At 39.7% G+C, this 6740-nt stretch carries 7 protein-coding genes; 4 read left to right on the top strand and 3 right to left on the bottom strand.

Features of this window, described 5'->3' with window-relative positions; genetic code table 11:
• Positions 1-89: 89 nt before the first annotated feature.
• Positions 90-782 (top strand): tRNA (adenosine(37)-N6)-threonylcarbamoyltransferase complex dimerization subunit type 1 TsaB, encoded by a 693-nt coding sequence (gene tsaB / locus A1D25_RS05030; RefSeq protein WP_157394608.1) that lies wholly within the window; start codon positions 90-92, stop codon positions 780-782.
• Positions 783-953: 171 nt separating this feature from the next.
• On the opposite strand, the gene A1D25_RS05025 is transcribed toward tsaB, so the two are convergent.
• Complete coding sequence (locus tag A1D25_RS05025) at positions 954-1376, bottom strand: OmpA family protein (protein ID WP_157394607.1); 423 nt, start codon at positions 1374-1376, stop codon at positions 954-956.
• Positions 1377-1595: 219 nt separating this feature from the next.
• On the opposite strand from A1D25_RS05025, the gene htpG reads away from it, so the two are divergent.
• Positions 1596-3479, top strand: a complete 1884-nt coding sequence (htpG, locus tag A1D25_RS05020) for a molecular chaperone HtpG (RefSeq protein WP_157394606.1) — start codon at positions 1596-1598, stop codon at positions 3477-3479.
• 3 nt (positions 3480-3482) lie between these two features.
• On the opposite strand, the gene A1D25_RS05015 is transcribed toward htpG, so the two are convergent.
• Both A1D25_RS05015 and A1D25_RS05010 read right to left on the bottom strand, forming a co-directional pair.
• The gene (locus A1D25_RS05015; protein ID WP_157394605.1) at positions 3483-3818 is read right to left on the bottom strand and encodes an RnfH family protein; all 336 of its coding nucleotides are present in this window, start codon (positions 3816-3818) and stop codon (positions 3483-3485) included.
• Positions 3778-4212 carry a type II toxin-antitoxin system RatA family toxin gene (locus tag A1D25_RS05010; RefSeq protein WP_157394604.1) on the bottom strand — a complete coding sequence of 145 codons (435 nt, stop codon included), beginning with the start codon at positions 4210-4212 and terminating at the stop codon, positions 3778-3780. The genes A1D25_RS05015 and A1D25_RS05010 overlap by 41 nt, the downstream gene beginning before the upstream one ends.
• Positions 4213-4349: 137 nt before the next feature.
• Between A1D25_RS05010 and selD the strand changes: the two genes are divergently transcribed.
• Positions 4350-5393, top strand: a complete 1044-nt coding sequence (gene selD / locus A1D25_RS05005) for a selenide, water dikinase SelD (protein ID WP_157394603.1) — start codon at positions 4350-4352, stop codon at positions 5391-5393.
• Positions 5393-6613 (top strand): 2-octaprenyl-6-methoxyphenyl hydroxylase, encoded by a 1221-nt coding sequence (gene ubiH, locus A1D25_RS05000; protein WP_157394602.1) that lies wholly within the window; start codon positions 5393-5395, stop codon positions 6611-6613. Before selD ends, ubiH begins: the two co-directional genes overlap by 1 nt.
• Positions 6614-6740 lie beyond the last annotated feature (127 nt).

Raw genomic sequence — 6740 nt, 5'->3', positions numbered from 1 at the left:
CCACGCTGGCGTCCGTTTATTGAATACAACAAATTAGGGCTTGTCATCAGTCTGAGTGCTTTTTATAAAAGTAGTGCTTTTTGAGTAAGATAATGAAAACAATTTTAGCCTTAGATACAGCCACTGAAGCGTGTTCAGTGGCTTTACTACATCAAGAAAGTATTTCTACTTTAGATGAACTTAGCCCAAGAACTCATACACAACGTATTTTACCGATGATCGATGAGTTACTAACACAAGCCAATTTAACCATAAAACAAGTTGATTTACTTGCATTCGGACGTGGACCAGGGAGTTTTACTGGTGTGCGTGTAGGCGTTGGTATTGCTCAAGGTCTAGCTTTAGGTGCGGAATTACCTGTTATTGCTGTCTCAAATTTACTAGCAATGGCGGAAAGTGCTTATCAGCAATTAGGAAAAACAGAAGTCGTGGCTTTAATTGATGCTCGAATGAATGAAGTTTATTTTGCTCAGTTTAGCCGCAATGAACAGGGGTGGTTTGAAGTGGTGGCGGAGCAAGTTTGCTCACCCGAAAAAGCAATAGAACAAATCCAAATAGAACGAGAGCCTGTCGTAGTAGGAACAGGTTGGGTTGCCTATTCGCAATTTAGTGAATCAAACTTACCGCTTGTCGTGAGCGATATTACCTTACCATCCGCTCGTTATATGCTTTCTCTTGCCGAACAAGACTATCAACAAGGGAAAACACAATCTGCAATGGATATTGAACCAGTTTACCTTCGTAATGAAGTTACTTGGCAAAAACTCCCACATAAGCGGTAGGATTTATCAATTTTTGGGGGGTAGATCAATAATTAGAGAAAATAATTAAAACCAACACTTTTGTCTACTATACCTTTTCTCAATTTATAGCAATTTGATATAAATTTGCTTATAAATTACGGTGTAATGGACAAAAATGTGGAATTTTTGTCCATTACACCAAATTACAACTTATGGAAGTAACATACTGCCTTGAACAATAATATCTACTCGTCTATTTTGAGCTCTACCCAACTGAGTACTATTACTTGCGATAGGTTTAGCTTCACCATTGCCTCGAACGCTAATCATTCTACCTGGAACACCATACCCTAATAATTCATTTGCAACAGCTTGGGCTCTACGTTTAGATAGCTGAACATTATAAGAAGCATTACCCACATTATCTGTATTTCCTTCCACAATAATATGGTTGATAGTCAGGATATTACGGTGAATACGTCCTGCAGCTTCTCTGATACTATCTTGAGCAGAAGGCTTAATTGTTGCACTATCAGTCGCAAAATAAGTATCCGAAGGTAATGAAATAGTCGTTCCCGCCACACAACCTGTTAGCATTGTAATGACACTGGCACTTAAAAGTAGTTTTCTCATTTTGATTTCCTCAAAGAAACATTGTTTGTATATCCTTTAGACAATTTTATTTTTAAAAGTAAAATTTGTAAAGTCTATTTTATTAAAATACTTGCTTCACTGTTATCAATACAAACTGATAACTCTTTTTATTAAGCTCTTACCCTTGAAACTTCATTTTTTTACCCCATTTACCTCCCCACTTTTATATAAATAATTCAAATGATCTAAGAGGATAATATGAGTACAAATCAAGAAACCCGTGGTTTTCAATCAGAAGTTAAACAATTACTTCAATTGATGATTCATTCACTCTATTCAAATAAAGAAATTTTCTTACGAGAGCTAATTTCTAACGCTTCGGACGCAGCAGACAAACTACGCTTTAAAGCACTTTCTAACCCCGATTTATATGAAGGCAATGGCGAATTACGCGTGCGTATCAGTGTTGATGAAACACTTGGTACTATTACGATCAGCGATAACGGCATTGGTATGAGCCGTGAACAAGTGATCGACCATCTTGGTACTATCGCAAAATCAGGCACAAAAGAATTTTTAACTGCACTAGGTAGTGACCAAGCTAAAGATAGCCAACTAATCGGGCAATTCGGGGTCGGTTTTTACTCTGCCTTTATTGTTGCAGAAAAAGTGACTGTGCGTACTCGTGCAGCAGGTTTAGCCTCTTCTCAAGGTGTGCTATGGGAATCAAGAGGCGAAGGCGATTATACCGTTGCAGATATTGAAAAATCCGAACGTGGTACTGATGTTATTCTCTACTTGCGTGAAGACGAAAAAGAGTTTTTAAGCGAATGGCGTTTGCGTGACATCATCAGTAAATACTCCGACCATATCGGCTTGCCTGTTGAAATCCAAACCAAAGAATTTGATGATGAAGGCAAAGAAATCGGTACAAAATGGGAAAAAATCAATAAAGCTCAAGCTCTCTGGACACGTTCAAAATCTGAAATTTCTGACGAAGAATACAAAGAGTTTTATAAACACATTAGCCACGATTTTGCCGATCCACTCCTTTGGTCACACAACAAAGTGGAAGGTAAACAAGAATATACCAGCTTACTTTATGTACCAAGCAAAGCGCCTTGGGATCTCTTCAATCGTGATCAAAAACACGGTTTAAAACTCTATGTTCAACGTGTATTTATTATGGACGATGCGGAAGTCTTTATGCCAAATTATTTGCGTTTTATGCGTGGCTTACTCGACTCAAACGACTTACCGCTCAACGTCTCTCGTGAAATTTTACAAGATAACAAAACAACCGCAGCATTACGCACAGCTTTAACAAAACGCACCTTACAAATGCTAGAAAAACTGGCGAAGGATAACCCAGAGCAATACCAACAATTTTGGAAAGAGTTCGGCTTGGTACTAAAAGAAGGTGTGGGTGAAGATTTTGCTAACAAAGAACAAGTGGCAGGACTATTACGTTTTGCCTCAACCCATAGTGATAGTAGCGAACAAGCGGTGAGTTTAGCGGATTATATTGCAAGAATGAAAGAAGGTCAGAAAGCGATCTACTTCCTAACCGCAGACAGCTACCAAGTTGCTAAAAATAGCCCGCATCTAGAACTATTTAACAAAAAAGGCATTGAAGTTTTACTGCTTTCAGACCGTATTGATGAATGGATGTTAAGCTATTTAACGGAATTTGACGGAAAACCATTACAAAGCATTACCAAATCAGATTTGGATTTAGGCGATCTTGCTGATAAGCAGGAAGAAGAGAGCCAAAAAGCTCAAGAGGCAGAATTTTCCTCATTCTTAGATCGTGCTAAAAATTACTTTGGTGAACGTGTCAAAAAAGTGGTATTAACTCACCGCTTAACTGATACGCCTGCGGTTGTTTCTACGGACAGTGACGAAATGGGGACACAAATGGCAAAACTCTTTGCCGCAATGGGGCAACAAGCACCTGAAGTTAAATATACCTTTGAGCTAAACCCAGATCACGCAATGGTAAAACGTGTGGCAGATATTGCCGATGAAGATCAATTTAATGAATGGATTGAGTTACTCTTTGAACAAGCACTCCTTGCTGAACGTGGCACATTAGAAAACCCAACAGCGTTTATTAAGAGAATGAATAAGCTGTTGGGATAATTTTTACTTCTTCTGTTGCTCTGCTCGTTTACGGCGAATCTCTTTCGGGTCGGCAACGAGTGGGCGGTAGATTTCGATCCTGTCGCCATTTTCAACTAGATCGGTGAGTTTCGCAGGACGGCTAAAAATGCCGATCTTATTTTCTCTTAAATCTATTTCCGTATATTTTTGCAATACGCCCGATTGTAAAATCACATTCTGAATTGAGATCGGATTCTCTAATTCGATCTTTTTCAAAAAATACTTTTCGGGATAAGCATAAACCACTTCTACCACAATTTTTTCTTTTTTCTCAGCATCAGACACCGTAGATCTCCTTAGCTCGTTGTTTAAACGCATTGACCATTTTTAAAGTAAGTTCATTAAAAATCTTGCCAAATGCCATTGCAATTAAGGTATTTGAAAATTCAAACTCAAGCTGTAAGGTAATTTTACAACTCTGCTCGTCAAAGGGCTGAAACGTCCAGTAGCCTTTCAAATAACGAAAAGGCCCGTTTAATAGCTCCATTGTGATTTTCTGATTCGGGATCATCGTATTGTGCGTACTAAAACGCTGACTAATTCCCAGTTTCTGAATAACAAGCTCTGCATTCAGCTCATTTTCACCTAAACTTAGCGTACTTGCTCCCACACAGCCCGATAAAAATTGTGGGTATTTTTCATAGTCGTTTACAAGTTGATACATCTGCTCCGCACTATAAGCAACAAGGGCAGATTGGTTAATAATTGGCATAGTGATTGAGTGTAAAATTGATCGATATTGCTAGTTTAGCATAGTTACAAGCGGTCGGTTACTGTCAATTTTTTGCAAATCGGAGTAGAATTGAGCTAACCATCTTTATTTAGGCTAAATAAGAACAGAGGTACATTATGCAAAACGAACCGATTCGCTTAACCCAATATAGCCACGGTGCTGGCTGTGGCTGTAAGATTTCCCCTAAAGTTTTAGAACAAATTTTGCATACGGAACAAGCAAAATTTATCGATCCGAATTTATTAGTCGGCAATGAAACAAAAGATGATGCGGCCGTCTATGATATTGGTAATGGTGTCGGTATCGTCAGTACAACCGATTTCTTTATGCCAATTGTTGATGATCCTTTTGATTTTGGGCGAATTGCCGCCACGAATGCGATTAGTGATATTTTTGCGATGGGGGGCAAACCTATTATGGCAATAGCTATTTTGGGTTTTCCAATCAATAAATTACCTGCCGAAGTCGCACAAAAAATTGTAGAGGGTGGACGTTTTGCTTGTCAGCAAGCAGGTATTGCCTTAGCGGGAGGACATTCTATTGACTCGCCAGAGCCTGTCTTCGGTTTAGCGGTAACAGGTATTATCTCAACGGAGCAAGTGAAAAAAAATGCGTCTGCTCAAGCTGGCTGTGAATTATTCTTAACCAAACCATTGGGTATTGGCGTACTAACCACTGCGGAAAAACAAGGAAAACTCAAAGCGGAGCATAAAAATCTTGCGCGTGATGTAATGTGCCAGATAAATTTAGTCGGGGCTGAATTTGCTAAAATTCCTGAAATTACCGCAATGACTGATGTGACAGGCTTTGGTTTATTAGGACACCTAACCGAGATATGCCAAGGATCTCAATTAAGAGCCGAAGTATATAGTGAACAAATTCATACCCTTGATGGCGTAAAAGAGTATATTGCTCAAGGTGCAGTACCTGGTGGAACACAACGTAATTTTGATAGCTATGGGCAATGGATTTCGCCACTTACCGATCAACAGAAAGCCATTTTATGTGATCCACAAACATCTGGCGGTTTACTGATTGCGGTTAAGCCTGAAGCGGTCGCTTCCGTTCAACAAATTGCAAAAGCAGCTCACGTTTCACTATACCCTGTTGGGAAACTGTTTGATGCGGACAACAACAAAGCATTGATTGAGGTAAAATAATGGCTGAAGGGTCAGAAACACGAGAAAAATTAGATGCCGATGTCGTGATTGTCGGCGGTGCTATTACAGGGTCAATCCTTGCACTTGCATTGAGTTCCGCCAATGCTCATCAGCTTAATATTGCGATTATCGAAAAAAACTCACCAAACTATGCGGAACAAGGGGGATTTGATGCTCGCTCCATTGCGTTGGCTTATGGTAGCTTGCAAAAATTAGCGAAAATCGAACCGCTTGTGGGCGGAAATCTTGCCGAACGTATCCGAAAAATCGCTACATCAATTCAACAAATTCACGTTTCTGACCAAAACCATTTTGGCAAAACCACTTTAAAAGCCGATGAATTAGCTTTACCGCAACTAGGCGTGGTGGTTGAGCTGGCAACATTAGGCGAACAGCTTAATCAACTGATTGCTCAACAGTCGAACATTCAGATTTTTTGCCCTGATACTGTTGTAAAAATTGAGCGTGATCTTACCGCTTGTCAAATTACCTTACAGAGCAATAAACAAATTACAACATCTTTACTCGTTGCCGCAGACGGTATTCAATCTCAAATTGCTCAACAGTGTGGCGTAAGCACTGACTTTATTCGAGATTATCAGCAGTCGGCAATCATTGCTAATGTCAAAACAAACGCTCCACATCATAACCAAGCCTTTGAGCGTTTTACGAAACAGGGCCCATTCGCCCTACTTCCTTTAGCTGATAATACAATGTCGCTCGTTTGGTGCTTGCAAGATCCTACTCAAGCGATGGCAATGTCTGACACAGACTTTTTACAGGCTATTCAACAACAATTTGGCTGGAAATTAGGGAAATTTACTCAAGTTAGCAAACGCTTTGTCTATCCGCTTTCATCTCAAAAGGCAAGTTCGCATATCCATCATCGACTCGCAATTGTGGGAAACGCTTCACAGCTATTACACCCAGTTGCAGGGCAAGGGTTTAACTTAGGAATGCGAGATCTCTTTGCGTTGGCAAATCTCGTTGGTCAGGCTTTTGAGAAGAAACAAGATATTGGTGGCTCTATATTATTGAACGAATATGAACAACAGCGTTTAGCCGATCAACAGCGTATTATGCAAACCACAAGCGGTCTGATTACGTTATTTTCTTGCGATTTTCTGCCTGTTCAAGTTGCCCGTAATCTAGGTTTAATTGCCTTAAATCACGCTAAACCATTACGCAACTTGGTCGCCCACCAAGCGTTAGGGTGGTAAAACTAATAAAAAAAGCGGAAATATTTCCGCTCAGATTATTGACAAAGTCTTTTTTCATTCGGACGCCAGCGTGGCGTCCCTACAAGGAAAGTTATAACCAATTGAAAAATAACAGATTTTATTTTGT

It is taken from the genome of Ursidibacter arcticus (assembly GCF_009761375.1).
In the GTDB taxonomy this organism is placed as follows: domain Bacteria; phylum Pseudomonadota; class Gammaproteobacteria; order Enterobacterales; family Pasteurellaceae; genus Ursidibacter; species Ursidibacter arcticus.
This window is presented reverse-complemented; position numbering and strand designations above follow the sequence as displayed.

Coding starts and splice junctions, on each gene's coding strand:
- A1D25_RS05025 (WP_157394607.1), bottom strand. CDS start 1,376: ATGAGAAAACTACTTTTAAGTGCCAGTGTCATTACAATGCTAACAGGT.
- htpG (WP_157394606.1), top strand. CDS start 1,596: ATGAGTACAAATCAAGAAACCCGTGGTTTTCAATCAGAAGTTAAACAA.
- A1D25_RS05015 (WP_157394605.1), bottom strand. CDS start 3,818: ATGCGTTTAAACAACGAGCTAAGGAGATCTACGGTGTCTGATGCTGAG.
- A1D25_RS05010 (WP_157394604.1), bottom strand. CDS start 4,212: ATGCCAATTATTAACCAATCTGCCCTTGTTGCTTATAGTGCGGAGCAG.
- selD (WP_157394603.1), top strand. CDS start 4,350: ATGCAAAACGAACCGATTCGCTTAACCCAATATAGCCACGGTGCTGGC.
- ubiH (WP_157394602.1), top strand. CDS start 5,393: ATGGCTGAAGGGTCAGAAACACGAGAAAAATTAGATGCCGATGTCGTG.